Source organism: Snodgrassella sp. W8158 (assembly GCF_016100435.1).
Taxonomy (GTDB): Bacteria; Pseudomonadota; Gammaproteobacteria; order Burkholderiales; family Neisseriaceae; genus Snodgrassella; species Snodgrassella alvi.
In genome coordinates, this window is sequence record NZ_JACFSM010000002.1 from 244,828 (window position 1) to 271,512 (window position 26,685).

Annotated in this window: 21 protein-coding genes; 12 read left to right on the plus strand and 9 right to left on the minus strand. The window is 42.6% G+C overall.

The window, feature by feature from the left end:
• Nucleotides 1-52 precede the first annotated feature (52 nt).
• The 5 genes from H3V11_RS05675 to H3V11_RS05695 all read right to left on the minus strand — a co-directional run bounded on the left by H3V11_RS05675 (nucleotide 53) and on the right by H3V11_RS05695 (nucleotide 7,954).
• A complete protein-coding gene (locus H3V11_RS05675; RefSeq protein WP_084554051.1) occupies nucleotides 53-1,510 on the minus strand; it encodes an NAD-dependent succinate-semialdehyde dehydrogenase in 1,458 nt (485 codons plus the stop codon).
• A gap of 81 nt (nucleotides 1,511-1,591) precedes the next feature.
• On the minus strand, nucleotides 1,592-2,866 hold the full coding sequence (gabT, locus tag H3V11_RS05680; protein ID WP_198223810.1) for a 4-aminobutyrate--2-oxoglutarate transaminase: 1,275 nt from the start codon (nucleotides 2,864-2,866) through the stop codon (nucleotides 1,592-1,594).
• 772 nt (nucleotides 2,867-3,638) lie between these two features.
• Nucleotides 3,639-4,118, minus strand: a complete 480-nt coding sequence (locus H3V11_RS05685) for a hypothetical protein (protein ID WP_198223812.1) — start codon at nucleotides 4,116-4,118, stop codon at nucleotides 3,639-3,641.
• Nucleotides 4,119-5,215: 1,097 nt separating this feature from the next.
• Nucleotides 5,216-6,436 (minus strand): sugar efflux transporter, encoded by a 1,221-nt coding sequence (locus tag H3V11_RS05690; RefSeq protein ID WP_198223814.1) that lies wholly within the window; start codon nucleotides 6,434-6,436, stop codon nucleotides 5,216-5,218.
• A 516-nt stretch (nucleotides 6,437-6,952) separates the two neighbouring features.
• Nucleotides 6,953-7,954, minus strand: a complete 1,002-nt coding sequence (locus tag H3V11_RS05695) for an asparaginase (RefSeq protein ID WP_174829953.1) — start codon at nucleotides 7,952-7,954, stop codon at nucleotides 6,953-6,955.
• A 112-nt stretch (nucleotides 7,955-8,066) separates the two neighbouring features.
• On the opposite strand from H3V11_RS05695, the gene gltX reads away from it, so the two are divergent.
• The 3 genes from gltX to H3V11_RS05710 all read left to right on the plus strand — a co-directional run bounded on the left by gltX (nucleotide 8,067) and on the right by H3V11_RS05710 (nucleotide 12,642).
• Nucleotides 8,067-9,458: a glutamate--tRNA ligase gene (gene gltX / locus H3V11_RS05700; RefSeq protein WP_198224284.1), complete on the plus strand. Its 1,392-nt coding sequence runs from the start codon at nucleotides 8,067-8,069 to the stop codon at nucleotides 9,456-9,458.
• Nucleotides 9,459-9,716: 258 nt separating this feature from the next.
• Entirely contained in the window at nucleotides 9,717-10,823 is a 1,107-nt protein-coding gene (gene mnmA, locus H3V11_RS05705; protein WP_078474316.1) for a tRNA 2-thiouridine(34) synthase MnmA, read from the plus strand.
• A gap of 154 nt (nucleotides 10,824-10,977) precedes the next feature.
• Nucleotides 10,978-12,642 carry an AMP-binding protein gene (locus tag H3V11_RS05710; protein WP_198223816.1) on the plus strand — a complete coding sequence of 555 codons (1,665 nt, stop codon included), beginning with the start codon at nucleotides 10,978-10,980 and terminating at the stop codon, nucleotides 12,640-12,642.
• A 554-nt stretch (nucleotides 12,643-13,196) separates the two neighbouring features.
• On the opposite strand, the gene purE is transcribed toward H3V11_RS05710, so the two are convergent.
• The 4 genes from purE to H3V11_RS05730 are packed head-to-tail and all read right to left on the minus strand — an operon-like array spanning nucleotide 13,197 to nucleotide 15,288.
• Nucleotides 13,197-13,694, minus strand: coding sequence for a 5-(carboxyamino)imidazole ribonucleotide mutase (purE, locus tag H3V11_RS05715; protein WP_078474432.1), 498 nt, complete (start codon nucleotides 13,692-13,694; stop codon nucleotides 13,197-13,199).
• Nucleotides 13,691-14,389: a tetratricopeptide repeat protein gene (locus H3V11_RS05720; RefSeq protein ID WP_198223818.1), complete on the minus strand. Its 699-nt coding sequence runs from the start codon at nucleotides 14,387-14,389 to the stop codon at nucleotides 13,691-13,693. Before H3V11_RS05720 ends, purE begins: the two co-directional genes overlap by 4 nt.
• Before the next feature lie 27 nt (nucleotides 14,390-14,416).
• Nucleotides 14,417-15,085, minus strand: a complete 669-nt coding sequence (locus H3V11_RS05725) for an O-methyltransferase (RefSeq protein WP_198223821.1) — start codon at nucleotides 15,083-15,085, stop codon at nucleotides 14,417-14,419.
• A gap of 17 nt (nucleotides 15,086-15,102) precedes the next feature.
• Nucleotides 15,103-15,288 (minus strand): DUF3460 family protein, encoded by a 186-nt coding sequence (locus H3V11_RS05730; RefSeq protein ID WP_025330343.1) that lies wholly within the window; start codon nucleotides 15,286-15,288, stop codon nucleotides 15,103-15,105.
• A gap of 204 nt (nucleotides 15,289-15,492) precedes the next feature.
• On the opposite strand from H3V11_RS05730, the gene pcnB reads away from it, so the two are divergent.
• The 9 genes from pcnB to glnE all read left to right on the plus strand — a co-directional run bounded on the left by pcnB (nucleotide 15,493) and on the right by glnE (nucleotide 26,607).
• Nucleotides 15,493-16,827, plus strand: a complete 1,335-nt coding sequence (pcnB, locus tag H3V11_RS05735; protein ID WP_198223823.1) for a polynucleotide adenylyltransferase PcnB — start codon at nucleotides 15,493-15,495, stop codon at nucleotides 16,825-16,827.
• Entirely contained in the window at nucleotides 16,824-17,339 is a 516-nt protein-coding gene (gene folK, locus H3V11_RS05740) for a 2-amino-4-hydroxy-6-hydroxymethyldihydropteridine diphosphokinase (protein ID WP_084550483.1), read from the plus strand. Before pcnB ends, folK begins: the two co-directional genes overlap by 4 nt.
• A 19-nt stretch (nucleotides 17,340-17,358) precedes the next feature.
• On the plus strand, nucleotides 17,359-17,991 hold the full coding sequence (locus H3V11_RS05745) for a deoxynucleoside kinase (protein WP_025330346.1): 633 nt from the start codon (nucleotides 17,359-17,361) through the stop codon (nucleotides 17,989-17,991).
• Between the two features lie 548 nt (nucleotides 17,992-18,539).
• The gene (gene panB / locus H3V11_RS05750) at nucleotides 18,540-19,331 is read left to right on the plus strand and encodes a 3-methyl-2-oxobutanoate hydroxymethyltransferase (RefSeq protein ID WP_084547688.1); all 792 of its coding nucleotides are present in this window, start codon (nucleotides 18,540-18,542) and stop codon (nucleotides 19,329-19,331) included.
• 172 nt (nucleotides 19,332-19,503) lie between these two features.
• On the plus strand, nucleotides 19,504-20,328 hold the full coding sequence (thiD, locus tag H3V11_RS05755; protein WP_037392786.1) for a bifunctional hydroxymethylpyrimidine kinase/phosphomethylpyrimidine kinase: 825 nt from the start codon (nucleotides 19,504-19,506) through the stop codon (nucleotides 20,326-20,328).
• Nucleotides 20,329-20,421: 93 nt separating this feature from the next.
• Nucleotides 20,422-21,081 (plus strand): uracil-DNA glycosylase, encoded by a 660-nt coding sequence (ung, locus tag H3V11_RS05760; RefSeq protein WP_025330350.1) that lies wholly within the window; start codon nucleotides 20,422-20,424, stop codon nucleotides 21,079-21,081.
• A 72-nt stretch (nucleotides 21,082-21,153) separates the two neighbouring features.
• On the plus strand, nucleotides 21,154-23,151 hold the full coding sequence (gene rep, locus H3V11_RS05765; protein ID WP_198223825.1) for a DNA helicase Rep: 1,998 nt from the start codon (nucleotides 21,154-21,156) through the stop codon (nucleotides 23,149-23,151).
• Between the two features lie 87 nt (nucleotides 23,152-23,238).
• Nucleotides 23,239-23,721 carry a peptidylprolyl isomerase gene (locus H3V11_RS05770; RefSeq protein WP_025330351.1) on the plus strand — a complete coding sequence of 161 codons (483 nt, stop codon included), beginning with the start codon at nucleotides 23,239-23,241 and terminating at the stop codon, nucleotides 23,719-23,721.
• A 192-nt stretch (nucleotides 23,722-23,913) separates the two neighbouring features.
• Nucleotides 23,914-26,607, plus strand: coding sequence for a bifunctional [glutamate--ammonia ligase]-adenylyl-L-tyrosine phosphorylase/[glutamate--ammonia-ligase] adenylyltransferase (gene glnE / locus H3V11_RS05775; protein WP_198223827.1), 2,694 nt, complete (start codon nucleotides 23,914-23,916; stop codon nucleotides 26,605-26,607).
• Nucleotides 26,608-26,685: the final 78 nt, after the last annotated feature.

The following is a 26,685-nucleotide window of genomic DNA, read 5'->3' on the forward strand; positions in this document are numbered from 1 at the left end:
ATTATGAAGAAAGCGGCAGCGAAGCAGATTATGGCTGCCGCGGATTCAGGAATTACTGGTCAATGCCGGCAAGAAGTACATATTTAATTTCAACGTAATCTTCTATACCGTATTTAGAACCTTCCCGACCAAGACCGGATTGCTTGACGCCGCCAAAAGGTGCTGCTTCATTTGACAGCAGTCCTGTATTGATGGCTACCATGCCATAATCCAGATTTTCGCTGACGCGTACTATTCTGCCGATATCACGACTGTAGAAATAACTGGCTAGCCCGAATTCGGTGTCATTAGCCCAGCTGACAACTTCTTCTTCGCTTTCAAAACGAAATACCGGCGCCAGCGGACCGAAAGTTTCCTCACGAGCAACTTTCATGTCCTGAGTAACATTTTTCAGTAATGTAGGCTGGAAGAATAATTCACCGTGATTATCTGCGGTTCCGCCGGTAACGATTTCCGCCCCTTTGCCAATAGCATCAGTAATATGTTCCTGAACTTTGTTAACCGCACCTGCATCGATTAATGGTCCGACAGTTACGCCCTGATCCAGTCCGTTGCCTATTTTCAGTTTGGCAATGGCCTGAGCCAGTTTATCCACGAATTCATCATATACAGCACTCTGTACATACAACCGGTTGGCACATACGCAGGTCTGGCCGGCATTGCGGAATTTGGAAATCATCGCACCTTCTACGGCTGCGTCGATATCAGCATCATTGAAGACGATAAATGGTGCATTACCACCCAGTTCCATAGATACTTTTTTTACAGTACCGGCGCACTGAGCAATCAGTTTACGACCTACTTCTGTAGAACCGGTAAAACTGAATTTTTTTACCCGATCGTCTTCAGTTAATACTTTACCGATTTCACTGGAGCTGCCGGTAATGACATTGACTACTCCGGGCGGGATGCCGGCACGCTGTGCCAGCTCAGCAATGGCCAGTGCAGATAATGGTGTTTGCGAGGCCGGACGAATAACAAAAGTACAGCCGGCAGCCAGAGCCGGAGCAATCTTGCGGGTAATCATCGCATTCGGAAAGTTCCACGGCGTAATGGCTGCACATACGCCAATTGGCTGCTTAAGTACCATAATCCGTTTGTCGTTTGACGGCGCGGGTATGGTGTCACCATAAATACGCTTGGCTTCTTCTGAATACCATTCCAGATAAGATGCACCATAGGCAATTTCACCTTTAGCCTCAGCCAGCGGCTTACCCTGTTCTGAAGTCAGGATAATGCCCAGATCTTCCTGATGCTGCATCATTAGCTCAAACCAGCGGCGCAGAAGATTACTGCGTTCTTTAGCTGATTTGGCTTGCCATGGTTTCAATGCTGCATGTGCTGCTGCCACAGCACGTTCAGCTTCTGCTGTACCCATGCGGGGCACGTCTGCCAGATTGTTTCCGGTAGCCGGATTGATAACTGAAATAACTGCGCCATTATCGGCGTTCAGCCATTGTCCATTTATATAACACTGGGTTTTTAATAATGCAGAATCATGCAATTGCATAGTTTTTTCCTAAAAAAACTGAAACAGACATGACAGGCTGACGGCAAATATTCTACCGGAGCAGCCTGCAGACAATGAATATTATTGAGCCTGACGCAGGGCAGTTTCAAGTATATTCAATGCTTCATCAAATACATGATCTTCAATAGTAAGCGGATAGAGACAACGAATTACGTTGTAATACTGTCCGCAGGTCAGAATCATCAGACCGTTTTCCAGCGCCAGTTGCTGTACTTTTTTGGTTCGTTCAGCATCTGGTTCTGAGGTGCCGGGTTTAACTAATTCAATAGCGACCATAGAGCCCGGTCCGCGTACTTCTGCAATAGACGGAATAACTTCTTTTAAATTGTTAAAGCGTTCTTTCAATCTGTTACCCAGAATATTGGCGCGCTCGCACAGTTTTTCTTCTTCGATAACATCAATAACTGCATCAGCAGCAGCCAGTCCCAGTGGACTACCGGCGTAAGTGCCGCCCAGGCCGCCTACTACAGGAGCATTCATTATGGCTTCTTTGCCGACTACACCGGAAAGCGGAAAACCGCCAGCCAGAGATTTGGCAATAGTCATTAAATCAGGCTGTACGCCGGTCAATTCGGTAGCAAACATTTTTCCGCTACGGGCGAAGCCGGACTGAATTTCATCAAAAATCAGCACAATTCCGTGTTCATCAGCTAGCTGGCGTAAGGCACGCAGAAATTCATTTGGTGTAACATTAAAGCCGCCTTCACCCTGAACTACTTCGATAATGATAGCAGCAACATCGCTGGGCGCTAGATGGCATTTGAAAATATTATGAAGACCATGCAATGCATCTTCAATGCTAACGCCATGCAGTGCATTCGGATAAGGTGCATGTACGATATCAGCAGGGAACGGCCCGAAATCTACTTTATAGGGTGCGATTTTGCCGGTTAAAGCCATAGTGAGATTGGTACGACCATGAAAGGCACCGTTAAATGCAATCACACCACGTTTTTTGGTATAGGCACGGGCAATTTTAATGGCATTTTCAACAGCTTCAGCACCAGAGGTAACAAACATTGTGCGTTTGTCGCCGGCTATAGGTGCTCTGGCATTAATTTTTTCGGCAACCTTAGCATACAGCTCATATGGAACAGTATTAAAACAGGTATGCGAAAATTTCTGCAGTTGATCAGCTACTGCTTTTTGTACTTTGGGATGCAGATGACCAGTATTCAGAACGCCGATACCTCCGGCAAAGTCAATATAACGTTTACCTTCAGGAGTCCAGAACTCAGCATTTTTAGCGTGATCAATATAAAAATCGCACATGAAACCGACGCCACGAGGGGCTGCGGCCAGTTGACGCTGACGAACATTGCTTGTTTGACTCATAATATTTTCTCCAAAAAAGTGCAGACCGGCCTAAGCAGGTTTTTACTAGTATCAACGGTATGATATGTGTTCTAACAATATAATTAACTGACTGAATATATCAGTCTTATAATTGATTGGTTTATTCGGTTAAATTACGGGATTAAATTTATACTGTCAATCTGGATAAATATTCTGCTAACGTAGAATATTGAAAAAAATTCAATAAGAATGAAATTAAATGTTTTTATAATTAGTATTATTGGCAATTAATATTAATTATAAATATTATTTTAAGAATTAATTGCTTAATTTATGCGTATATTCTTAATTGCTGAGCGTCTACAAGCAGGCAAATAAAGTGCTGCCTTATTTGATTATTGATTTCAATGATGTATAGATGTCAGTGTTAATTAAAAAGGCTAAACCGGTTGGATTTAGCCTGATAGAAATTGGTGTTGTGTAGTGTTATTCAGTTAAAACTAATCAATACTATTGCTAAGAAAAAATTTTGGTATGGACTGGTTTAGTAATAATCAGACAGAAAATAAATGAAACAGACACCATTGCAAGTGCAATCACATAAATAATGTGATGGTCGAAGTTGGCAGAAATTACGTCCTGTAACAAACCAGGCAGAATAGTACTGTATAAAGGCAATTGTTAAACAAATTAGAAATTAAATAGTTCAACTGGGAAGCTGATCCTGAAAATACAAGATGCAGACATTGGCACACTTGATTAATTTTAATTTTTATTGAACATGTCGAAGTAGGTTTGGTTAACGAAACAACTATTGTAATTTCCACTCATTTTTGATGTCTTCAATTGATGGATTAGATTTTACTTTACCATTTACAAATACCAGCGGAAAAGCCATTGTTTTGACATACTCAACTCTGTCAATCATCTGATTTATTTCTCTTTCTGACATATTGGCTAGATTATGATTGAAAGTGTAACCACTAATTCGGGTAGCAGGAATATTCTGTTTATTTAATTCTGTGGCCAGATAATCAGCAATCTTTGCCTGTCGTGACGGACAATTGATTGGAGCCATAATGACAATTCCCTTACTTCCGGGAAGATTAACTGATATATCCAGAAAACCATATTGATCAGTTCTGGATTTGATATCCTGATCAAAATCAAAATCAGTACTGGAGTTGATATCCTGAACAAATATTTTTTTTTCTTGTTTGCTTTTATGCCATTGATAACCCGCAAAACACAGAGCAAAGAATGCTACTATTGTTAGAATAAATCTGTTCATTAATCTTCCGCTTTTTGAGATTATCCGGTTATTTACAAATGTATATGCTTAATATCAAAGTAGAACCAAGCAAAAATAAAGTACGGGTTTATCAATTGGTTTTGCATCATGCGGATTGTAAACTTTCCTTGTTCTATTCGCAATATTTTGTATATTAATGTTAATTAAAAAAACAATTTGTTAAATTCAAATAGGCTTTTTATCACTGAATGACGGAGAATTTATTTTTCTTTCTAAATTGTTTGAGTAATTCAGAGAAGCTCCTATTATTCTTTTGATAATAACTTTTGTTAATATATGATTTTTCCCAAACACCCACATTGCAACCAAACCTGTAACTATTTAGCGCCTTCAATGATGGCATCTTGAGTATGTTCAATAATTTTGCTACTGCCTGACTATCAATCAAAGGGCTTACGTTAACACCTGCATCCATACCGTGACTAATGTCAAATTGTTGATAGTTTCTTAGAATTTAGGCACAAACTGGTCGTTGACAGCGCTTCGCACATAAATATGATTGGCACAGACTTAGGTTTGTCCGTCATTGTGGAATTTGAAAATTATGGCGCTGGTTACTGCTGCATCAATATCTGTATCATTGAAAACAATAGATAAAGCTTTTCCCAAGTTCTATAGAAACTTTTTTACTGAAAATGCTTATTACGCAATAAGTTTTGTTCCAACTTCGTTTTTAAAGTAATCCGGGTGGTAGTTACCGCACATACAGCTTCTGTGGTAACCATTTTAGGATTATCAGCCAGTTTTTCACCGATTGTAGGATTGGATATGGGTATGATTTTTTATCATCAGCATTTAATCATTCACCATCAACTTAGCACTGGGTTTTGAATAATTTAGAATCATACAACTGCGTTTTATTTTCCCTGAAATATGACTATTTAAACGTTTACAACTGTTAAACGATAATATGATTGTGTCGGATAGTTTAGGAAAATATTTGTTTGTTAATGCGGATTTTTGGCGGTATGAATTTATTTATTACTACAGTGCTTTATTGATATTGATAATAGTTGTTTTAAGATAAGCCTATAGTCAGTTTTAGAACCTTATTAGAACGCTGATTACGGTGCTGATCAGTGATTAACCTTTGACTTTGAGGGCGATTTAATTGCTGAAGGCGGTGGCTGAATAATCAGGCACAAGATGAAAGATAAAATTACCATGGCTAAAGAAATGGTATAGATACTCTGATGGCCGAAGTTGGCCGAAATTACGCCCTGCAACATACCGGCCAGAATAATACTGCAAGAAATACAGTTATTAAACAATGTAGAAGCAACACCCGTACGTTTAGGTAATAAATCCTGGAAATAAATCAGGCCGATACTGGCTATTATGCCGATAAATAAACCATTAAAGAATTGTAAACCAATCAGCATCCATTCGTTTTGGGTCGAAACCATACCGATATAAAATATGATGCCGCAAATGACTGCAAAACAAATCAGATTTTTATTACCAAAGCGCGGTACCAGCATGCTGGCAATCAGCATAGCGGGAATTTCAATGGCAGCAGCTATGCCCATCAAATGTCCGGGCAGTGAAGGTGAACCGGGCAAAATATCATCAATATATAAAGGCATATCAATCAAATACATCATATTTGCTGTACCCATACTGATTGAAGCGATAAACAGCAAAATGACATTAGGATTATTGAAAATCTTTTCTTTTGGCTCTTGTTTTTTAGTAACAGATGTTGGACGTTTTATGACAGGAAAGCACAGAAAAACGATCAGCATGGCTACAAAAAACATAGCTGCCGCACTCAGATACATAATGGTAAATCCGTAATTCACGGCTAATGCAAATGATAATGGCGGACCGATTACCCAGGCCAGTGACAATTGTGCCCGTAAAATGCCATTGAAAACGACAACGTTGCGGCCAGTTTTATCTGTATATTCACGTGCAGATGCAAAAATTTGCGGCATAGCAGCAGAGGTAAAAGCTGAAAAAAATATGCCTACGGTAACGAGGATAAAGTATTGGCGCGAAAATGCAAATGTAATGCAATTTCCTATGCCCATCAGACAACAAAATAGAATAATATTCCGTCGAACACCTTTATTATCAGAGTATTGTGCCAGCAGAAAGCTGATGACAATGCCGGCAACGGCATTGATTGAGTAAAACAAACCTACCTGATATGGATTAACCTTCACATCTTCGGCAAGATAACGGCTGAGTGTCGGTGCTTGCAATGCACCGGCAATACCAATAATAAATGCGGCAACCAGAAAAGAACCCAGAATAATATAAGCCTTTTGTTTTATCGCAAGGTTTTCTTCCATAACTGACTTTTCTATTCTGAAAAGAAAGAGTTATATCATAAATCATGGTTATAGGTATTTAAAACTCTTAATAAAATATCATATTTTTTTATTAAGTACATAAGTTGTTGTTAATTTGTTAATTAAATTTCAAATTGTGGATATTTATTTAATTTGAATTTATTAATAATAAATATAAATGCAGTATATATGAAATCGTGTTTGATAAAAAATAGGCACATGACTATAAAACCCGATAAACTTTTATTTAAAAATAATTGGCAGAGACCAGCGTTTGTATAAAGATATTTGATTATTATAAACTGGTTTAAATGATTAATTTTAAATGAAATTTTTTGGAAAATTTGAACAGTTTTTCAACGAAAGTTTCTAGTAATTGAGGATACAAAAAGTTGTTAATAGCTTTTTATAGTATCGACGATACCGGACTAAGTTATCAGAAGCTGTTTATTAACAAAAATTTTGCAGGATTAATCGGTTACAGGGTAAGCCGGATAATCCTGCAAAAGTAAATATTTAAATCAGCTTCTGTGTATGCAGCAGATTTTCAATTTGTTCTTTATTCCAGTTATTGCTTACAGCCAGTGTCAGGATAGCCACAGCAGTTTCCAGATTACATTTACCGCCGTTGATAACGCCGGCTGCACGCAATTCATGTCCTTGTGCGTAAACAGCAGAGGCACATCCCTGTAAAACCTGACTGATATTCAGAACAGGTATAGATTGCTCACTAATCTGTCTGATTGCAGCCAGAAAATTCCTATCATTAGGTGTATTGCCATTGCCATAGCTTTGTAAAATTACTCCGTCAGGCGGATTGTGAGTAAGACTGGTGGTAATCATTGCCAGATTAGCGCCCGGAGTCAGAGTAAAGCAGTGAATTCTGGCCGATGTACTGATGTCATATTGTGCAGATAGGTCTGAATTGCCGGCAACAGGCAGATTAGTATTAAACCATCCTTCGGATTCTGACCATTGTGCCAGTGAACCAAACTGCGGATTGGCAAATGCGTCTGCCTGTTCTGTACTGATTTTGCTGCTGCCGACAGCCGGCCAGAGCTGTCTGTTAAAGGCAATGGCAGTTTGGGTAAAACCCGGCAGGCTGAATGCAGCTAGTGCAGTACGCAGGTTTTGTGGTGCATCACTGTTATCAGCTTCCAGGGGTAGCATGGCTCCGGTAAGGATAATGGGGATATTCAGTTTCGGCCGTGCCAGCGCAATTATATTGGCACTGTAGGCCATGGTATCGGTACCGTGCAGAATGAGCAGACCATCATAATTTTCAGCTTTGCTGTCTATCCAGTTAAGCCATGTCTCCCAGTTTGACAGGGTAATCGCTGAAGAATCAATCAGTGGTTCACAAATAAACCAGTCGCATTTGAGCTGATGACTGTATTCCTGAAAAATCGGCGCAGCCAGGCTGGCAAAATTGGCAGCCGGAGCCAGTCCGGCCGGTGTTTGCTGCATACCAATGGTTCCGCCAGTGTAGTAAACAGCCAGATGTTTCGGGGAGTTCATATATGCTGCCTTTCATACGGTTACTGGTATTAGTGCAAGCATATCACGAACGGGTTTTGTTTACTCTGGCTTACGCGTACAATAAGGTTTTTTCTGTGTCTGAAGAATGGTAATCATGATTCGTACTCGTTTTGCTCCCAGTCCTACCGGTTTTTTGCATATTGGTGGTGTGCGCACTGCTTTGTTCTCTTGGGCATTTGCACGTAAACATCATGGTAAGTTTATATTACGAATTGAAGACACGGATCTGGAACGTTCTACGGCTGAATCAGTGCAGGCGATTATGGATGGTATGCACTGGGTTGGTCTGGACTATGATGAAGGTCCGTTTTACCAGACAAAGCGCTTTGACCGTTATGCAGAAGTTTTACGTGAGTTAGTGGCTTCCGGTCATGCCTATTATGACTATACCAGCCGTGAAGAACTGGAAGCAATGCGGCAGGAAGCTGAGGCACGTGGTGAACACTTCTGGTATGACCGCCGCTGGCGGCCGGATGAAGGCAAAACACTGCCACCTGTACCCGAAGGTGTTCAGCCGGTTGTACGTTTTAAAATGCCGCTAACTGGTGAAACGGCATGGGATGATTTGGTTAAAGGTCATATTGCCATTGCCAATCAGGATCTGGATGATCTGATTATTGCGCGTGCCGATGGTACGCCTACCTATAATTTCTGTGTAGTTGTAGATGATTATGATATGGGTATTACGCAGGTTATCCGTGGTGATGACCATGTCAACAATACACCTAAACAGATTAATATTCTTTTGGCTATGGGTGCAGCTTTACCTCAATATGCTCATTTGCCGATGATTTTGAATGAAAAAGGCGCAAAAATGAGTAAGCGCCGTGACGCTGTTAGTGTGGTTGATTATGACCGGCAAGGTATTTTACCGGAAGCTTTGCTGAATTATCTGGCACGACTCGGCTGGGGACATGGTGATGATGAATTCTTCACGATGGAACAGTTTGTTGAATGGTTTGATTTAAAAGATGTCAGCCCTTCAGCCAGCCGTTTTGATCATGAAAAGCTGTTGTGGCTGAATGCGCAGCATATTAAAGCCAGTGATAATTCTCGTCTGGCTGAGCTGGTGCGTCCGCGTCTGACACAGCAGGGCATTGAAGTGACTGAGCAGCCGGCTTTGGCTGAAGTGATAGCACTGGTTAAGGAACGTACTCAGGATTTAAATCAGCTGGCTGAAGAATGCAGATATTTTTATGCTAAAGCCACTCCCGGAGAAAAGGAAGTAGCTAAACACTGGGATGCAGATGCTCCGGCACGTATGCAGCGCTTTGCAGCCCTGCTTGAACAGTTATCACACTGGGATGCGGAAAGTATTCACGCTCTTTTTGCACCATTTTGTGAAACAGAAAATATTAAAATGGGTAAATTGGGTATGCCTTTACGTCTGGCTGTATGTGGTACAGGAAAAACCCCGTCGATTGATCAGGTGCTGGCTTTATTAGGGCGCGATGAGGTATTGCGCCGTCTGCGTCAGAACTGAGTTTGATTTGCATTTACACAGGCTGCCGGTCTTGTGATTATTTGTCTACAGACAGATATTACAGTACCGGCAGTCTGTGTTATTTAGGCTAATAGTATTGAGTAAAAATTTTTTTTGTGTAAATAAAAAGCTGATTATGGATGTAAATTGTGTATTTATGGCATTTTTTTGTAAGTTTGATACACAATTAATTATGCCGGCAGGTTGCTGCTGTGTTCTGCCTGTGGCACAATCTGCGCCGGTTTTGGATGAATGTAAATGAATACAAAAGCAAATTTATCACAACGTATTGTTGTTGGCATGTCCGGTGGAGTGGATTCATCGGTTACAGCCTGGCTGCTCAAGCAGGGCGGTTATGATGTGCGCGGTGTCTTCATGCAAAACTGGGAAGACGATAACGATGACGAATATTGTTCTATCAAGCAGGATTCACTGGATGCAGTAGCAGTGGCTGATCTGATTGATATGGATATTGATATTGTTAATTTTGCAGGTCAGTATAAAGATAATGTCTTTGCATATTTTCTTCAGGAGTATCAGGCTGGTCGCACACCCAATCCTGATGTATTGTGTAATGCAGAAATTAAATTCAAATGTTTTCTGGAACATGCGCTGAACGGTGGTGCAGATCTGATTGCAACAGGACATTATGCACGTAAGGATGTACGCGATGGCGTACATTATCTGCTCAAGGGGCTGGATCAGAATAAAGACCAAAGCTATTTTCTGTATCGACTGCAACCATACCAATTACAGCGTGCATTGTTTCCGCTGGGTGATCTGGAAAAATCTGAAGTACGCCGGCTGGCGGAGCAGGCTCAGTTACCCACAGCCGGAAAAAAAGACAGTACCGGAATCTGCTTTATTGGTGAACGTCCGTTCAGACAATTTTTACAGCGTTATCTGCCTACTAATCCGGGTGCAATGGTGACGCCGGAAGGTAAAATTGTAGGTGAGCATGAAGGACTGATGTATTACACACTGGGGCAGCGCAAAGGTTTGGGTATTGGTGGCGACGGTGAGCCATGGTTTGTTGCCGGAAAAAATTTGTCGGATAATGAGCTTCTGGTTGTACAGGGACATGATCATCCACTGTTGTTCAGTAGCAGCCTGATTATGCATGATTTAAGTTTTACGACACCAGAACGTCCGGCAGAAGGGCGCTATGGCGTGAAAACACGTTATCGCATGCCTGATGCGGCGGCTCAATTGCGTTATCTGGCTGATGATTGCGCGGAACTGGTGTTTGATGAACCACAATGGGCAGTGACACCCGGTCAGTCTGCTGTACTGTATGCTGGCGCTGTGTGTCTGGGTGGTGGTATTATCAGAGATACCGACAGTCATAGTATTCAAAATAATTAATTTAATCACTTATATCAACAGACTGGCTGGCTACAGTCAGTCATCTTGCAGACAATGCTGATGTTCTGATTTGATGTTTTCTTTGCAGTCTGTTTTGACTGATATTTCCTTACTTCACTTTAAATTAGACGCATTGTTGCAGAGGAAAAAGATAATGGAAAAAATCTGGTTACAAAGTTATCAGGAAGGGGTGCGGGCAGAAGTAGATGTGCGTGCATATTCGTCAATTATTGACGTTCTTGACACCAGTGTGAAGAAATTCGGCCCGCAGCCAAGCTTTTCCAATATGGGTACTACACTCACGTATACTCAAACTGCTACTTTTGTAAATCAGTTCACGTCATATTTGCAGAATGTACTGAATCTGCAAAAAGGTGAGCGGGTAGCAATTATGATGCCTAATGTATTGCAGTATCCGATTGCGGTATTCGGGGTGTTACAGGCTGGCGGCGTAGTTGTTAACGTCAATCCTCTGTATACGCCGAGGGAATTAGCACATCAGTTGATTGATTCCGGTGCAACTGCGATTATTGTACTGGAAAATTTTGCGCATACAGTGGCTCAGGTTCTGGAGCAGACTGCAATCAAGCAGGTGATAGTGGCCAGTATGGGCGATATGCTTGGCTGGCTGAAGGGTACTGTAGTGAACTTCATGCTGCGCAAAGTCAAAAAAATGGTGAAGCCTTTTCAGATTGAGGGGGCAGTTACTTTTCTGCAGGCTCTGGAATTAGGGAAAAAACAACGTTTTACTCCGGTACCGCTTGAGCTGGAAGATTTGGCTTTGTTGCAATATACCGGCGGGACAACCGGTATGTCCAAGGGCGCAATGCTGACGCATGGTAATATTGTAGCCAATATGCAGCAGGCATCAGAATGGATTAAGGCAAATCTGGTGCCCGGAAAGGAAGTAGTAGTAACACCATTGCCGCTATATCATATTTTTTCACTTACTGTGAATATTATGATTTTTGCTAATGCCGGTTCCAAAAATATTCTGATTACCAACCCGCGTGATATCAAAGCTTTGGTTAAAGTTCTGAAAAACAATCGGGTAACGGTAATGAGTGGCGTTAATACTCTGTTTAATGCACTGATTCATAATGAAGAATTTAAAACGATTGATTTTTCAACCTGGAAACTGGTGCTAGGTGGAGGAATGGCAACTCAGAAAATGGTGGCGCAGGAATGGAAAGCCATTACGGGTGTGCCCATTATTGATGCTTATGGTCTAACTGAGGCCAGCCCCGGCGTGTGCGCTAATCCGCTGAATAATCCTGAATATACGGGTACTGCCGGTTTGCCGGTTTCGAATACAGATATTGAAATTCGTGATGATAACGGTAAGGTTCTCGGGGTTGGTGAAGTAGGAGAATTATGGGTTCAGGGGCCGCAAGTAATGAAAGGCTACTGGAACCGACCGGAAGAAACAGCTAAAGTTCTTGATAGCCGTGGTTTTGTGGCTACCGGTGATATGGCTGAAATTGATGCTAAAGGTTATGTAAAACTGGTAGATCGCAAAAAAGATATGATTCTGGTATCGGGTTTTAATGTATATCCGAATGAAGTAGAAGAGGTTGTAGCCGCTATGCCTGAGGTGCTGGAAGTGGCTTGTATCGGTGTACCTAATGAAAAATCAGGCGAAGCAATCAAGTTATTTGTAGTAAAACGGGATCCGAATCTGACTCGTGAACAAATTATTGCCTATTGTCGCCAGAATCTGACCGGTTATAAGGTGCCTAAAGATATAGAGTTTTGCTCAGAATTGCCCAAATCTGCTGTAGGAAAAATTTTGCGTAAGGATTTGAGAACAGAAAAATAATATTTTGTTATAAAAAATGGATACTGCTAATATAGGAGCAGTATCTTTTTTTATTCAGTAAATAAAATGTAATAATTTATTTATTATGGGTATCAAGTATAATAAATGATATAAACATATTTATAGGTTTTGTTTGTTTAATATCCAAATCCTGTATGGTTATAATAAATAAATGAATTTACTAATTTTTTGAGCTTAATTTATTGTTAAACTGAATCGTAAATCAGCCCAATTTGATTGTAATTCAAATGGAATATTTAATTTGGAATGAATATTTTTAGTACTTGTTGTTGGCAATGATAAGAAAGCTGGAATTTTATTTTTAATTTTAAATCTATATTCTACTTTCAGTTACTTAGCAGAAATTCTTTAAATTAAGTTGATAACTAAAAAACTGATATTGCTTTCTGGATCTAATTCTAATCATGTAAATATGCTCATGCTACTGAGGATAATAGTCAATTTTCTTTCTTATTTGAATGCAATTAATATCAATAGCATAAAGATATTATTCAGTATATTTATGCAGCAAATATGTCTGAATTAAGTAGTAATCAGGCTGAAATGCTGGGTAAATTCATATCCAGAACACTTTGTTTCTGGCTTTCACGAAATTCTGCCAGTTTTTGTGCCAGCTGCGGATTGTCATTGGCCAGCATGGAAATGGCAAATAAAGCAGCATTGGCTGCACCAGCTTCACCAATAGCAAAAGTGGCTACTGGTACGCCTTTAGGCATTTGGACAATAGACAGTAGTGAATCTTCACCGCGCAAATATTTACTTGGTACAGGTACGCCCAGAACAGGAACGGTGGTTTTGGCAGCAACCATGCCCGGCAGATGAGCAGCCCCTCCGGCGCCGGCTATAATCGCTTTCAAGCCTCGGGAACGGGCGGTTTCAGCGTATTCAAACATTAAATCCGGAGTACGGTGTGCGGATACAACCTGTATTTCATAAGGAATACTGAATTGTTGCAGAAACTGCTCTGCCTGCTGCATAACCGGATAGTCACTATTGCTACCCATAATAATGCCGATTTGCGGAGTGTTCATCGAGTTCCTTTTTTGATTGGTAACAGGTTTTTTAATTGATGCCTGGCTTTAACAGCGGCATTACTGTTGGGATAACTACTGATAATGTGCTGATAAGTAAGGCGGGCAATATCCTGCTGCTGTAAATGAGTCTGACATTGTGCCACCAGATAAAGGGCGTTGGCACTTTGACTGTTTTGCGGATAAAGGCTGTTAAAGCGCTTGCCGATATTAATTACCGATTCACAATTATTCAAACGGGAATGGTTTTGCAGCAGCAGCCACATGCGCTCTTGTGCCTGGGCACTGCCATTGCCACCACTATCAGCGTTTTTCAGCAGACGAATGCTTTGGCTATAAAGACCGGCATTATATAGCCGGCGTGCTTCGCTGGTATTATCATTAGTGGCGGAAGCTTTAGCCGGAGTAGTGTGACTGACCGGAGTGCGTACATTCAGGTAGCGCGATAATGTATCTTGTTGCTGACGAATATCATTCATCTGGTTTTGCAGACCATTGATCTGTATCTGTAAAGCATTCAGCTGCGCCTGAATCTGGCCAAGCTGTTCAGTAGATTGGTTACTATTTGTGTGTACTTCTTCCGCAGCAGAAGTACTAGTCATAACAGAGGAGGATGGTAGGTTACTGCAAGCACTGATACAAAATGTAACTATCAGGATTAGGCTGAAATAGTATTGATTTAAACGTGAATTCATGTATTTTTCTCCTCTGGTTGTTTGTTATTATCTTTTCTGAATAAGTGTTAAACCATCACCAAGTGGTATAGTTAACGGAATTATCCGCGTATCGTTTATCAGGCCGGCATTGAACTGACGCATGATATGAACACTTTCTGATTCATTAGCGTTGGCTGTCTGTGCAACACGGCCATGCAATAAGACATTATCAATGGCGATAATACCGCCGGGACGAACCAATTGCAGGCAGCGCTCAAAATATTGGGGGGTGGGTATCTTATCTGCGTCTATCAGAGCAATATCGTAATAATTGTTTTGATTACTGGTAATCAGTTTATCGAGGGTTATTATTGCCGGCTGCAGATACAGCTGGATTTTATGGCTGACATTAGCCTCTTGCCAGTAGCGGCGGGCAATATCGGTATAGGTTACGTTAATATCACAGGCAGTGATGTGTCCGTCTTCCGGCAGTGCCATTGCCATAGCTGTACTACTGTAACCGGTAAAAACACCAATTTCCAGATAGTTGCGAGCCTGAATCATCCGTGCAAGCCATACCATTAATTGAGCCTGTTCCGGTGCGATACTCATATTACCCTTGCGATGCCGTGCCGTTTCAGCACGCAGCTGTGCCAATAGTGGCGCTTCTGCAGGGTTTATTCCGGCAAGATATTGCCTCAGCTCCGGGGTATTCAGACAACCGTTCTGGCTCATAACGGGTTAAACAGAGATTATTCAGTTAGATAGGTATAACCTTTTTTCGGCAATTTGGCGGCAGCAAAGTTTGCTTCATCTTCCGGATTGAGCTGTACATCCCATAGCATGCCGCGATGTTCGATTTGTGCTTGTGCTTCTTCCGGGTGCTTAGTTAGAAATTCATTCAGAAACTGGGTAGTGTCAGACTGATAATTATACATATCGGTTTCTTCTTACATGATGAGTTCAGAAACGGGTGTATTATATACAAAGTAGGCAGTGGTAGTGAAGAAAATGCCGGCAGATTGCACTTGTCCGTGCGGTGAGGAATGATGAGATACGGATAGATAGGTTATACTATAGTACTTTATCGGTCGTGGTTGCTGCGGCACGCGAGTATTTTTTCACAAGCTTTTGTATTATTTATGCTAACAAAGTGGTTACACAAGGTTTTGCCGAGAAAGTCTGCCCGGCGTGGCAAAAGGCGGGAAATCTCATTGGCACAACACCATATTCAGGCAGATGATCTGAGTTTTGCAGCGGAAAAGGTTATCACCCGCTTGCAGAAGGAGGGTTATCAGGCTTATGTGGTAGGTGGTGCTGTGCGTGATTTATTGCTTGGTGTGACACCTAAAGATTTCGATGTGGCAACAGATGCTACACCCGAACAGATACATAAACTTTTCCGGCGCAGCCGCATTATCGGCAGGCGTTTTCCGATTGTGCATGTTATGGTTGGTCCGGAAACTATCGAGGTAACAACTTTTCGGGGCGGGGCAGTCAACAGCCATAATGAGCTAGGCCGGATTATGAAGGATGTCAGTTTCGGTACGCTTGAACAGGATGCAATGCGCCGGGACTTTACTGCCAACGCTCTATACTATGATCCGAAACAGCAGGTAGTTCTGGATTTTCATCATGGCGTTGAAGACATACTTAACCGGCGTCTGGTAATGATAGGTAATCCGGCTGAGCGCTATCAGGAGGATCCGGTGCGCATGCTACGGGCAGCCAGATTATCTGGCAAACTTGGCTTTACCGTAGATAAACATACATCTAAACCGATAGCTGAATGTGCGCAGTTGTTAAAGCGGGAACCGCCGGCTCGGCTGTTTGATGAAGTGCTGAAAATATTGTTCAGTGGTTATGCACAGGCATGTCTGCGCCAGATGAATAATCTTGGTCTGAAAGATATTCATCCGCTACTTGATGCATTAATGCCGGGCGGCGAAAGTAATGATAATATTGTCGCACTGGCTCTGCACAATACTGACGAACGCCTGCGGGCAGATAAATCTGTATCTATGGGCTTTGTACTGGCAGCTGTATTATGGCCGCATATAAGAACAGTATGGCAGCGGGAACTGAATAACGGTATGCGCTCCAGTGCAGCGATGAATGCGGCGATTACTTCAGAACGTCAGCATGTAGATAAAAACTGGGGTGTGCCGCAGCGATATAGTGTAACCATGCGTGAAATCTGGAGTTTGCAACCGCAGTTTGAAATTATGCGCGGGGCGCGTCCTTACCGCTTACTCGGACAGCCGCGTTTTCGTGCTGCTTTTGATTTTATGTGTCTGCGTGCCAGTCTGGGCGAATTATCACAGGAGACAGTTCAGTGGTGGCAGGCTTTTCAGCATGGTTCAGATGTAGAGCGTGAGCAATTAATTCGTACTGCTTCGCAATCAGAAAAAAATTCAACAAGACAAAAAAGATACCGTAACAGACGCACTAACAAACCTAAGCAGGAGGAAGCATGAATTTAGTTACAGCGGTAATTGCTTTAGGGGCTAATCTTGATAATCCACGTAAACAGGTTGAAACAGCTCTGACAGATTTGAATCAGATTAAAGGGGTTCGGGTCAAGGCAATTTCACCACTTTATATTACTAAGCCGGTAGGAATGACTGACCAGCCGGATTTTGTCAATGCTGTTGTTCTGGTTCATACCACTTTAAGTGCTCATGAACTATTAAATTCTTTATTGGATCTGGAAAACCGACTGGGACGGGTACGTGAGGTTCCAAACGGACCGCGAGTGATTGATTTGGATATAATTGATTATGATCATCAGGATATTAATGATGCGGATCTGACACTGCCGCACCCGCGTGCGTGTGAACGTGCTTTTGTAATGGCACCGCTGGCTGCAATTGCGCCTTATTATGTAATTGGTACTCATGACAGTGCTTCGGTGGTGGCCGCGGCATTATTGAAGAAACAGCCGGATGCAGTAACTATAATTACTGAAATTACTGACGAACAGGAATAAAAACAGGGGAGCAGGGAGTATGGATTATCGCTACATTGTCGTAGAAGGATCTATTGGCAGTGGGAAATCAGCTTTAAGCCGCCGTCTGGCACAATATTTTGATGCTCTGCTGCTGTCGGAAATTCCGGAAAGCAATCCGTTTCTGGAAAAATTTTATCTGAATGCGACTAATCACGGACTGGCGACAGAGATGCATTTTTTAATGCGTCGTTGCGAGGCAATAAATGTGATTTATGCTGAGGATGAGCGACGCTCGCGGGTTATTGCTGATTTTCTGCTTGAGAAAGATCAGATATATGTGCCGGTAATTTTGCGTGAAGAGGAACAGACTCTGTACTGGCAGATTAAGCAAAAAGTAATGCCGAAATTTCCGGTTCCGGATCTGGTTATTTATCTGGAAGCTGATGACGAGTTGCTTGATAAGCGTTTGCGTCAGCGGGATGACGGAATGGTTAATCTGTTTCCAGCTGGTTATTTACAGCAGATTCACGCTGAGTATCGCCGGTTTTTCCATTTATATCAGCATGCTCCTCTATTGATTGCTAATACTAATGAGCTGGATTTTCTTGGTAATGACGATCATTTTGAACTGTTGCTGAACACCATTGCCAATATGCAGGGCAGCCGTAATTATCTCAATTTGAGCGAATAGTTATTTAAAATTGTTTGGTGAAATAATTATTTCCGTTGTCTGCGTGGATATTTCAGTCAATCTGATTTGTCGTAAATTAGCTATATCGGCATTTTATGCCGTTTAATTTGAGTAAAAAAATATCAATGACAATATTCTGTTAATTTGGTATTGATTTTCTATTTGCGATGGATTTAGGACTTACAAACTGTACTTTTTCTAGAAAAAAGTACAGTTTTTTGTATATGGAATTGCAGAATTCAGATACGTATTTTTCCGGCATTATCGAGAATGAAATTACTGTTTTAGTACCAACATCTGGATATATCCATATTAGATAAATAGTTTTAAAGATATTCCGGTCAGATGGGAATAAAGGATGGCAAAATATTTGTTAATCTGTTCTGGTTTGGCTGTAGTCTGTGGTATTTTGCCGGTCATTACAACTAGCCGGATATTTGTTGTAACAAATTTGGGTTTCTTTAGCCGGAATGCAGGTTAAAAATAAATTAAGCTGTTATTACCGGCAGTATTTTCTGATAAAACATAAATAGCGGATTTATCTGTATATGCATACTATTCATACTTTAAGGAAAATGAAGGCAGCCGGTGAAAAAATTGCCATGCTGACTTGTTATGATGCCAGTTTTGCCCGTCTGATGAGCGATGCCGGTGTTGATATATTGCTGATTGGTGATTCGCTTGGTATGGCGGTACAAGGGCAAACATCTACTATACCGGTTAGTGTTGATGATATCTGTTATCACACGGCTGCTGTAGCACGGGGTAATCAACAGGCAATGATTCTGGCTGATCTGCCTTTCGGTGCCTATCAGCAAAGCAAAGAACAGGCTTTTGCTGCTGCCGTACGCCTGATGGTTGCCGGTGCACATATGGTGAAACTGGAAGGAGGGGCATGGATAGCAGAAACCACACAGTTTTTACAGCAGCGAGGTATTCCGGTATGTGCACATATCGGTCTTACGCCGCAATCCGTTCATACACTCGGAGGCTATAAAGTACAAGGTCGTGGTGAAGCCGCGGCACAATTAATGGCCGATGCTCAGGCTCATGCACAGGCTGGTGCTGATATGGTATTAATGGAGTGTGTACCCGGCCGGCTGGCAGCAGAGGTGACAGCAGCACTTAGCTGTCCGACAATCGGTATTGGTGCAGGTGTCGACTGTGACGGACAGGTTCTGGTAATGCATGATATGCTGGGTATTTATCCGGGTAAAACAGCTAAATTTGTCAAAAATTTTATGCGGGATCAGGATAGTATTCAGGCAGCTGTCAGTGCCTATGTTCGCGAAGTAAAAGCGAAAACTTTTCCGGCAGCAGAACATATTTTTGCTGATTGAAAGTTTGAATTAAATTTCTGTTTTTAATTGAAAATATTATATTTTTTTGTGGGTTTTTCTTTACAAATAGTCAATAGGCATATTTTGCGGATATTTATACGGGCTTGTTTTTTTTTCTGGAAGTATATATAAGTTAATTCGTTGACAAATAAAAATTTTCAGGGAGATGCTTATGGCGCTCGCCAAGCCTTACCCCCGTGCTTTAACTATTGCCGGATCTGATTCCAGTGGCGGAGCAGGTATTCAGGCGGACTTAAAAACTTTTGCTGCGCTGGGCGCATACGGTACCAGTGTGATTACAGCCATTACTGCACAGAATACTTTTGGTGTACAGCAGGTTATGGTAGTAACGCCGGATATGATAGAAGCGCAGTGTGCGGCAGTGATGTCTGATATTCGTATTGATGCGGTCAAAATCGGTATGCTGGCCGATATTGACAGCATCCGTACGGTTGCTCAATCACTGCAACAATATCATTTGCCTTTTACTGTACTGGATCCGGTCATGGTGGCTACTTCCGGTTCAGCTTTGTCGATAGAAAATACGGTGCAGACAATGAAGCAATTGCTGATGCCGCTGGCTGATATACTGACACCTAATCTTTTTGAACTGTCTATCATGACACATAAGCCGATAGCCACTACGGATCAAGAAATGCTGGAACAGGGACAGATTTTACTGGATGAAGGCTGTCATGCAGTACTGGTAAAAGGCGGGCACCGTAATAATTCTGAAGATGCTGCAGACTGGCTGATGGAACGGGATAATGAACCGGTATGTTTTAAAAGTCTCCGGATTCATACTTCACATACTCATGGTACCGGCTGTACTCTTTCAGCTGCGATAGCCGCTTTGCGACCACAGCATGAAAATCTGGCCAATACAGTTGCGGCTGCCAAAAGTTATGTACACGGTGCGATTGAGGCAGGGCAACACTGGCATCTGGGACATGGATATGGTCCGTTAGCGCATTTCTGGCGTATAAGGCATGATTAGTAGTTTTGCCGCTATGCTAAAATTGGCAGCTTGGCCGGTATAAGGCCGACTGCAAGGCATAAATTGCCTTTTTATCAGACAGGGGAAGTTCTAATGCAGACATGGCATCAGGCAATTGGTGCAGAAAAACAGCAACCATATTTTCAGCATATTCTGGAAACAGTACGTGCTGAAAGGCTGGCCGGTAAGGTGATTTATCCACCGGCACAAGATGTGTTCAATGCGTTTAAGGCAACTGAATTTGCCCAGGTTAAAGTGGTTATTCTTGGTCAGGATCCTTATCATGGTCCGCAGCAGGCGCATGGTTTGTCTTTTTCTGTACGGCAAGGTGTAGCCATTCCTCCTTCACTAGTCAATATATATAAAGAACTGGCTGAAGATATACCCGGCTTTCGTATTCCGCAGCATGGCTATTTGCAGCACTGGGCAGAGCAAGGTGTATTGTTGCTTAATACCGTTTTAACCGTGCGCGCCGGTCAGGCACATTCACATGCAGAGCTGGGCTGGGAAACTTTTACCGACCATGTGATTGCTGTCTTGAATGCTGAACGTGAACATATTGTATTTATGCTTTGGGGCAGCCATGCACAAAAAAAAGGTGCTATGATTGACCGGAAAAAACATCTGGTATTAACTGCACCTCATCCGTCTCCTTTATCTGCATACCGTGGTTTTTTCGGATGCAGGCATTTTTCACGGGCTAATGCATATCTGCAGGAGCACGGAATAAGCCCGATAGACTGGCAATTGTAAGATATCCGGCTGACCAGAAGCCGGTCTGATAAACAGTACGGTTGTGTTTTTGCCGGAAACATCAATAAAACCATGTTAAATCTGAATCCGCAACAACACGAAGCTATTCACTATCTTGATGGACCATTACTGGTGCTGGCTGGTGCCGGCAGTGGTAAAACGCGTGTTATTACTGAAAAAATTGCTTACCTGATTACACAAGCACACTATCCTGCCCAGCAGATAGCTGCAATTACTTTTACTAATAAAGCGGCACGGGAAATGCAGGAGCGTGTTGGTCATTTATTAAGTAAACCGCAAACCCGCGGTTTAACTATATGTACTTTTCATTCGCTGGGTATGCGCTTTTTGCGTGAGGAAGCAGCAGCTGCGGGATATAAAAAACAATTTTCTATTCTCGACAGTGCCGATGCGGGCAAAATCATCAGTGAATTACTGGGCAGCACCGGTAGGGAAATGGTGTTTAAAGCCCAGCATCAGATTTCACTGTGGAAAAATAGCCTGCTTTCTCCGGAAGCTGTTATTCGGCAGGCTGATGAAACATGGACACGTCAGATGGGACAGTTATATGCCTCTTATCAGGATACTCTGACCAGCTATCAGGCAGTAGATTTTGATGATCTAATCCGGATACCGGTTGAGCTGCTCCAGTCACAGGCAGATATTCGCTATAAGTGGCAGCTTCGTTTGCGTTATCTGCTGGTAGATGAGTGTCAGGATACCAATACCTGTCAGTATGCGCTGATGCGTCTGCTTACCGGTGCAGAAGGTAAGTTTACTGCCGTAGGTGATGATGATCAGAGTATTTATGCCTGGCGTGGTGCCAATATGGAAAATCTGCGTCTGCTGCAACAAGATTATCCGGATTTAAAGATTATTAAACTGGAGCAAAATTATCGTTCTACTGCACGTATTCTGCGTGTAGCCAATCAGGTGATTGCCCATAATCCCAAACTTTTTGCTAAAACATTATGGAGTGAATACGGGTTGGGTGACATGATTGATGTTATTGCCTGTAAAAATGAGGCTCACGAAGCTGATGTAGTCGTCAGCAGAATTGCTCATCAAAAATTGATTGGTGGTGATGCCGTACATTACCGGGATTTTGCGATTTTATATCGGGGTAATCATCAGGCGAGAGTTTTTGAAGAGGCATTGCGTAGCCGGAGAATTCCATACAGACTTTCAGGCGGACAAAGTTTTTTTGATAAGGCCGAAATCAAAGATGTACTGGCTTATGTTCGTTTACTTGCTAATCCGGACGATGATCCGGCATTTCTGCGCGCAGTAACGACACCACGGCGAGGAGTAGGTGAAACCACACTGGCTAAGCTGAATAATTATGCCAAAGTAGCACAATGCAGTTTATTTGAAGCTGCACGCAGTATGGATGCGCTGGCAGAGCTGTCAGCAAAAAGCCGTGAACCGTTACAGCAGTTTATGGCTTTGCTGGCTGATTATCGGGCACGTGCATCTGTGGAAGATGCCGGACAATTGTTGCACAATTTGCTTGCCGATATAACTTATGAAACACATTTGCTCAATACGGAAGAAGGACGAGCCGGAGAAATTAAATGGCGCAATGTGCAGGATTTGCTCAGCTGGATAGGCAAAAAAGGTGAAGAAGATAGCCGGAATATTCTGGAAATAGCCCAGACTATAGCGCTGATGACATTGCTTGATGGTAAAGAAGATGAAGATGCAGATATGGTGAGTATGTCCACTCTGCATGCGTCTAAAGGTCTGGAGTATCCGCATGTGTTTCTGGTAGGCTGTGAAGAAGGAGTATTTCCGCATGCTGACAGTATCGAAGAAGGCAATATTGATGAGGAACGCCGGCTGATGTATGTGGGTATTACCCGTGCACGGCAAACTCTTACTCTTACACATTGTCATAAACGCAAACGTGCCGGTTCCTGGGAATTTCATGAACCCAGCCGTTTTATTGATGAAATGCCGGACGAAGATATTCGTTTGCTGGGACGTAAGGGCAGTGAACCCATTGTTAGTCAGTCGGAAGGTAAAAGCATTCTTGCCGGAATGATGGCACGGCTGGATAGTCTGCAATAGCAGTCTGTAACGTCATGTGGTTTGCACCATTACATGTTAAAATACAAATTGTTTGCTGCCTGTGCAGCTTGATTATGGAAAAATATTATGAAAATCGCCAAAAATTCTGTTGTGACACTGGACTATGAAATGTTCAATGCTGATAACCAGCTGATCGATAAAACTGAAGAACCGATTAGCTATTTGCATGGTGGCTATGACGGTATTTTCCCGTTGGTTGAAGAACAGTTACATGATAAGACGGTTGGCGATGTAGTAGATGTAAAACTGGCACCAGATGATGCATTTGGCGAACAGGATGAAGATCTGATTCGTATTGAACCATTGGATGTTTTTCCGGTTGAAGTAGAAGTGGGCATGATGTTTGAAGCAGATGACCCGGAAACTGGTGATGTAATGGTTTATCGTATTACCGATGTAGCAGATGGTAAAGCTGTAGTCGATGGTAATCATCCGTTAGCTGGACAGTGCATTCGTTTTAAAGCAACAGTAAAAGACATTCGCCCTGCTACGGCTGAGGAGCTGGAACATGGTCATGTACATGGAGCGCATGATCACCATCATCACTAATTAGTTACATCATTGGATAATTAAATCTGAAAAAAGGAAGTTTCGCTGAAAGCGCAAACTTCCTTTTTTATTTCCGGCAATATTCAGCTTCTTACTGAAATATTGCATGTTATTGTCTCTGATTTACTGATTCACAGTATTAGTTTCAGACGGTATGATAAACCATGCATTCATTTTCTTATTAATGCCATTATGACTCCCGAACAAATTCTTGCAGCAGCACGTCCGTATACATTGTTTCTAAGCCGTTTACTGGATAATCAGTTACTTAATACAGACAAACTTTATCCCTGGCTGGAACGGCAACTGACCATTGATGATTTCCGGAATTTCGCTGACTGGGCGCAATTACAGAGCAGTGAAAATGAAGCTGAACTGGCACGCCAGTTACGCCTGCTGCGCCGTTATGTAATGGCACATATTATGGCTCGTGATTTGGCGCGGGTAAGCGATTTAAAGGAAGTCACTGTAACCATTACCCATCTGGCGGATTTCGCTATAAATATTGCTGAGCAGTATGCACATGCCTATTATGCTGGTTTGTACGGACAGCCAGTCGGTCAGTATAGCGGGGATAAGCAACGCCTTAGTATTGTAGGTATGGGGAAAATGGGTGGCTATGAGTTGAATGTATCGTCTGATATTGATTTAATTTTTGTATTTCCGGAAGCCGGAGATACTGATGGTAAACGACAGAAGAGCAATCAGGAATTTTTTACAAAAGTCGGACAGAAAATCATTGCTCTTTTAAATGATATTACCGGAGATGGTCAGGTTTTTCGGGTTGATATGCGTTTGCGTCCAGATGGTGATTCCGGAGCACTGGTAATCAATGAAACCGCATTAGAGCATTATCTGATTCAGCAGGGACGGGAGTGGGAGCGTTATGCATGGACAAAGGCGCGTCTGGTTACTGACTATCCGAATAATATCGCAGCACTGGTACGACCTTTTGTGTATCGCAAATATCTGGATTTTAATGCTTATGACGGCATGCGCAACCTGCACCGGCAGATACAGCGTGAAGTTACCCGTAAAGGTATGGCCGATAATATCAAGCTTGGTGCCGGTGGTATCCGCGAGGTGGAATTTGTTGCCCAGATATTCCAGTTAATACGGGGCGGACAGGTACGCAGCCTGCAATTAAAAGGTACACAGGAAACGCTGCAAGCTTTGCTTCAGCACGGTATGCTGTCGCAGGATAGTGTCGATACATTACTGAAAGCCTATTATTTTTTGCGGGATACCGAACACCGGCTGCAATACTGGGATGACAAGCAAATCCAGATGTTACCAACTGGTGAAAAGCAACAGCAAATGCTGGCACAAAGTATGGGATACAGCAACTATAAAGATTATCTGGCTGCCCTGAATCAGCACAGACAGGCTGTGCACCAGATTTTTGAAGCAATATTTACTGAACCGGAAGACAAAGCCAAAGTAATCGATCCGGATATGCTGCGTGTATGGCAGGATGAAAGTGACAACAAAGAAAAAATCGCTTTGCTGACTGCGCACGGGTTTGATGCAAAAAATGTATTGCAGCGGCTGCAACAATTGCATCATGGCAGTCAGTACCGGCAGTTATCGTCCACTGCGCAACAGCGCTTTGACGAAATCATACCGTCAGTGCTTAGTATTGCCGCAAAATGTTCGCAAGCGGATGTTACTTTAGCCCGTTTACTGGATTTTCTTGAGGCTATCGGCCGGCGCAGCTCCTATCTGGCATTTATGCATGAGCATCCTGAGGCTCTGGAAAAACTGGCTGGTTTAATGAGTCAGAGCAGCTGGGTGGCTACTTATCTGCAGCAGCATCCGGTATTGCTGGATGAGCTGCTCAGCAATGAATTAATGCGTATAGATACTGATTGGGCAGCTCACTCGATTGAACTTGAGCATCAGCTTGATGAGTGTCACGGTGATGTTGAAGCCCAGATGGATGTTTTACGCCGGTTTCAGCATGCATGGACTTTCCGTCTGGCTGTGCAGGATCTGGCGGGCTTGTGGACAGTTGAGTCCTTATCCGACCAGCTTTCTGCTTTAGCAGATTTGATTATTCAAGCTGCACTTACAAGAGTATGGACTGACTTACCACGCAGGCATACTGATACTGCACATTTTGCCGTGATTGGTTATGGCAAATTAGGCGGCAAAGAGCTGGGCTATACTTCTGATCTGGATTTGGTTTATGTATTTGATGATAATCATCCAGATGCTGTCGATACTTATACTCGTCTGGCACGCCGCTTGACCAGCTGGCTCACTGTTCCGACTGGCGCCGGTATGCTCTATGATATTGATTTACGTCTGCGTCCGAATGGAGATTCCGGTTTTACCGTCACACATATACAGGCTTATGAGCGCTATGAACGTGAAAGTGCATGGACATGGGAACATCAGGCTTTAACACGCGCCCGCTTTATTGCCGGAGACAGTATAGTTGGCAGACGCTTTGATGCTGTACGGAATGAGATACTGTGTCGTCAGCGTGATGCAGAACAGCTTCGGAAAGAAATTATTGCCATGCGCGAAAAAATGTTCCCTACACATCCGCCAGTTGACAGTAACGTGAAATATGCCCGCGGCGGTGTCGTTGACGTGGAATTCATTGTGCAGTATCTGATTCTTTCTTTTGCACATCAGTATCCGCAATTATTACAAAATTATGGCAATATTGCTTTACTCAGTATTGCTGCTGAGCTGGGGCTGATTAACACTAAACTGGCGGAAGGCAGCCGTACTGCGTATCGTTATTATCGGCAGCTACAGCATAACACCCGCCTTCGTGACGCAGTCACTACGCCCATAGATGCTTCCTTACTTGAATATTATCAGATAGTGAAGAAACTATGGAAACAGGTATTTGCCGCCGAACCGTCGGAGTAAATATTTTATCTGTCGGTTTTCACTCCCACTAAATATAAAATCCTTATTCATCAGTTAAATTCCATCGTTATGCTGCTT

Bases quoted from the DNA above. Each gene is read 5' to 3' on its own strand.
- purE (WP_078474432.1), bottom strand. From the start codon at position 13,694: ATGAACACTCCGCAAATCGGCATTATTATGGGTAGCAATAGTGACTAT.
- glnE (WP_198223827.1), top strand. From the start codon at position 23,914: ATGACTCCCGAACAAATTCTTGCAGCAGCACGTCCGTATACATTGTTT.
- H3V11_RS05690 (WP_198223814.1), bottom strand. From the start codon at position 6,436: ATGGAAGAAAACCTTGCGATAAAACAAAAGGCTTATATTATTCTGGGT.
- ung (WP_025330350.1), top strand. From the start codon at position 20,422: ATGCAGACATGGCATCAGGCAATTGGTGCAGAAAAACAGCAACCATAT.
- H3V11_RS05720 (WP_198223818.1), bottom strand. From the start codon at position 14,389: ATGAATTCACGTTTAAATCAATACTATTTCAGCCTAATCCTGATAGTT.
- H3V11_RS05730 (WP_025330343.1), bottom strand. From the start codon at position 15,288: ATGTATAATTATCAGTCTGACACTACCCAGTTTCTGAATGAATTTCTA.
- H3V11_RS05745 (WP_025330346.1), top strand. From the start codon at position 17,359: ATGGATTATCGCTACATTGTCGTAGAAGGATCTATTGGCAGTGGGAAA.
- mnmA (WP_078474316.1), top strand. From the start codon at position 9,717: ATGAATACAAAAGCAAATTTATCACAACGTATTGTTGTTGGCATGTCC.
- pcnB (WP_198223823.1), top strand. From the start codon at position 15,493: ATGCTAACAAAGTGGTTACACAAGGTTTTGCCGAGAAAGTCTGCCCGG.
- H3V11_RS05695 (WP_174829953.1), bottom strand. From the start codon at position 7,954: ATGAACTCCCCGAAACATCTGGCTGTTTACTACACTGGCGGAACCATT.
- panB (WP_084547688.1), top strand. From the start codon at position 18,540: ATGCATACTATTCATACTTTAAGGAAAATGAAGGCAGCCGGTGAAAAA.
- H3V11_RS05710 (WP_198223816.1), top strand. From the start codon at position 10,978: ATGGAAAAAATCTGGTTACAAAGTTATCAGGAAGGGGTGCGGGCAGAA.
- thiD (WP_037392786.1), top strand. From the start codon at position 19,504: ATGGCGCTCGCCAAGCCTTACCCCCGTGCTTTAACTATTGCCGGATCT.
- H3V11_RS05725 (WP_198223821.1), bottom strand. From the start codon at position 15,085: ATGAGCCAGAACGGTTGTCTGAATACCCCGGAGCTGAGGCAATATCTT.
- H3V11_RS05770 (WP_025330351.1), top strand. From the start codon at position 23,239: ATGAAAATCGCCAAAAATTCTGTTGTGACACTGGACTATGAAATGTTC.
- gabT (WP_198223810.1), bottom strand. From the start codon at position 2,866: ATGAGTCAAACAAGCAATGTTCGTCAGCGTCAACTGGCCGCAGCCCCT.
- folK (WP_084550483.1), top strand. From the start codon at position 16,824: ATGAATTTAGTTACAGCGGTAATTGCTTTAGGGGCTAATCTTGATAAT.
- H3V11_RS05675 (WP_084554051.1), bottom strand. From the start codon at position 1,510: ATGCAATTGCATGATTCTGCATTATTAAAAACCCAGTGTTATATAAAT.
- rep (WP_198223825.1), top strand. From the start codon at position 21,154: ATGTTAAATCTGAATCCGCAACAACACGAAGCTATTCACTATCTTGAT.
- H3V11_RS05685 (WP_198223812.1), bottom strand. From the start codon at position 4,118: ATGAACAGATTTATTCTAACAATAGTAGCATTCTTTGCTCTGTGTTTT.